The organism is Pseudomonas sp. R25(2017) (assembly GCF_002112565.1).
GTDB lineage: Bacteria > Pseudomonadota > Gammaproteobacteria > Pseudomonadales > Pseudomonadaceae > Aquipseudomonas > Aquipseudomonas ekonensis.
On the sequence record NZ_NEHZ01000038.1, the window covers coordinates 2,077 to 5,415 of the forward strand.

The following is a 3,339-nucleotide window of genomic DNA, read 5'->3' on the forward strand; positions in this document are numbered from 1 at the left end:
AAGCTTAGAAATGAGCATTCCGTCGAGAGACGGTGAATGTTGATTTCTGACCTTTGTCAGATCGTTCTTTAAAAATTTGGGTATGTGATAGAAAGACTGATGAAGCACTTTCACTGGTGCGGATTCAGGCTAAGGTAAAATTTGTGAGTTGCTCTTGGAGCAATGCGAATTTTCGGCGAATGTCGTCTTCACAGTATAACCAGATTGCTTGGGGTTATATGGTCAAGTGAAGAAGCGCATACGGTGGATGCCTTGGCAGTCAGAGGCGATGAAAGACGCGGTAGCCTGCGATAAGCTTCGGGGAGTCGGCAAACAGACTTTGATCCGGAGATCTCTGAATGGGGGAACCCAGCCAGCACAAGCTGGTTATCTTGCACTGAATACATAGGTGCAAGAGGCGAACCAGGGGAACTGAAACATCTAAGTACCCTGAGGAAAAGAAATCAACCGAGATTCCCTTAGTAGTGGCGAGCGAACGGGGACTAGCCCTTAAGTGGCTTTGAGATTAGCGGAACGCTCTGGAAAGTGCGGCCATAGTGGGTGATAGCCCTGTACGCGAAAATCTCTTGGCCATGAAATCGAGTAGGACGGAGCACGAGAAACTTTGTCTGAACATGGGGGGACCATCCTCCAAGGCTAAATACTACTGACTGACCGATAGTGAACCAGTACCGTGAGGGAAAGGCGAAAAGAACCCCGGAGAGGGGAGTGAAATAGATCCTGAAACCGTATGCGTACAAGCAGTGGGAGCAGACTTTGTTCTGTGACTGCGTACCTTTTGTATAATGGGTCAGCGACTTATATTCAGTGGCGAGCTTAACCGAATAGGGGAGGCGTAGCGAAAGCGAGTCTTAATAGGGCGTTTAGTCGCTGGGTATAGACCCGAAACCGGGCGATCTATCCATGGGCAGGTTGAAGGTTAGGTAACACTGACTGGAGGACCGAACCGACTACCGTTGAAAAGTTAGCGGATGACCTGTGGATCGGAGTGAAAGGCTAATCAAGCTCGGAGATAGCTGGTTCTCCTCGAAAGCTATTTAGGTAGCGCCTCATGTATCACTGTAGGGGGTAGAGCACTGTTTCGGCTAGGGGGTCATCCCGACTTACCAAACCGATGCAAACTCCGAATACCTACAAGTGCCGAGCATGGGAGACACACGGCGGGTGCTAACGTCCGTCGTGAAAAGGGAAACAACCCAGACCGTCAGCTAAGGTCCCAAAGTTATGGTTAAGTGGGAAACGATGTGGGAAGGCTTAGACAGCTAGGAGGTTGGCTTAGAAGCAGCCACCCTTTAAAGAAAGCGTAATAGCTCACTAGTCGAGTCGGCCTGCGCGGAAGATGTAACGGGGCTCAAACCATACACCGAAGCTACGGGTATCACGCAAGTGATGCGGTAGAGGAGCGTTCTGTAAGCCTGTGAAGGTGAGTTGAGAAGCTTGCTGGAGGTATCAGAAGTGCGAATGCTGACATGAGTAACGACAATGGGTGTGAAAAACACCCACGCCGAAAGACCAAGGTTTCCTGCGCAACGTTAATCGACGCAGGGTTAGTCGGTCCCTAAGGCGAGGCTGAAAAGCGTAGTCGATGGAAAACAGGTTAATATTCCTGTACTTCCGGTTATTGCGATGGAGGGACGGAGAAGGCTAGGCCAGCTTGGCGTTGGTTGTCCAAGTTTAAGGTGGTAGGCTGGGATCTTAGGTAAATCCGGGATCCCAAGGCCGAGAGCTGATGACGAGTTGCCTTTAGGCGACGAAGTGGTTGATGCCATGCTTCCAAGAAAAGCTTCTAAGCTTCAGATAACCGGGAACCGTACCCCAAACCGACACAGGTGGTTGGGTAGAGAATACCAAGGCGCTTGAGAGAACTCGGGTGAAGGAACTAGGCAAAATGGCACCGTAACTTCGGGAGAAGGTGCGCCGGTGAGGGTGAAGCACTTGCTGCGTAAGCCCACGCCGGTCGAAGATACCAGGCCGCTGCGACTGTTTATTAAAAACACAGCACTCTGCAAACACGAAAGTGGACGTATAGGGTGTGACGCCTGCCCGGTGCCGGAAGGTTAATTGATGGGGTTAGCTAACGCGAAGCTCTTGATCGAAGCCCCGGTAAACGGCGGCCGTAACTATAACGGTCCTAAGGTAGCGAAATTCCTTGTCGGGTAAGTTCCGACCTGCACGAATGGCGTAACGATGGCGGCGCTGTCTCCACCCGAGACTCAGTGAAATTGAAATCGCTGTGAAGATGCAGTGTATCCGCGGCTAGACGGAAAGACCCCGTGAACCTTTACTATAGCTTTGCACTGGACTTTGAATTTGCTTGTGTAGGATAGGTGGGAGGCTTTGAAGCGTGGACGCCAGTTCGCGTGGAGCCATCCTTGAAATACCACCCTGGCAACTTTGAGGTTCTAACTCAGGTCCGTCATCCGGATCGAGGACAGTGTATGGTGGGTAGTTTGACTGGGGCGGTCTCCTCCTAAAGAGTAACGGAGGAGTACGAAGGTGCGCTCAGACCGGTCGGAAATCGGTCGCAGAGTATAAAGGCAAAAGCGCGCTTGACTGCGAGACAGACACGTCGAGCAGGTACGAAAGTAGGTCTTAGTGATCCGGTGGTTCTGTATGGAAGGGCCATCGCTCAACGGATAAAAGGTACTCCGGGGATAACAGGCTGATACCGCCCAAGAGTTCATATCGACGGCGGTGTTTGGCACCTCGATGTCGGCTCATCACATCCTGGGGCTGAAGCCGGTCCCAAGGGTATGGCTGTTCGCCATTTAAAGTGGTACGCGAGCTGGGTTTAGAACGTCGTGAGACAGTTCGGTCCCTATCTGCCGTGGACGTTTGAGATTTGAGAGGGGCTGCTCCTAGTACGAGAGGACCGGAGTGGACGAACCTCTGGTGTTCCGGTTGTCACGCCAGTGGCATTGCCGGGTAGCTATGTTCGGAAAAGATAACCGCTGAAAGCATCTAAGCGGGAAACTTGCCTCAAGATGAGATCTCACTGGAGCCTTGAGCTCCCTGAAGGGCCGTCGAAGACTACGACGTTGATAGGTCGGGTGTGTAAGCGCTGTGAGGCGTTGAGCTAACCGATACTAATTGCCCGTGAGGCTTGACCATATAACACCCAAGCAATTTGCGAACCCGGAAGGGGCCAGATTGCGGTGTGTGGAGACGTCAGAACCGAAAGTTCGCGAAACGCACAAAGCTGTCACATACCCGATTCGCCGAAGCGTCGAAAGACGGTGCGGCACACAGAATTTCTTGACGACCATAGAGCGTTGGAACCACCTGATCCCATCCCGAACTCAGAAGTGAAACGATGCATCGCCGATGGTAGTGTGGGGT

General features: G+C 52.1%; 2 rRNA genes. Both read left to right on the plus strand.

Annotation, left to right across the window (positions count from 1 at the left end):
• The first annotated feature begins 220 nt into the window (after positions 1-220).
• A 23S ribosomal RNA gene (locus CAG31_RS27885) occupies positions 221-3,111 on the plus strand.
• 143 nt (positions 3,112-3,254) lie between these two features.
• Positions 3,255-3,339: ribosomal RNA gene (rrf, locus tag CAG31_RS27890) — 5S ribosomal RNA — on the plus strand; the annotation flags it as partial.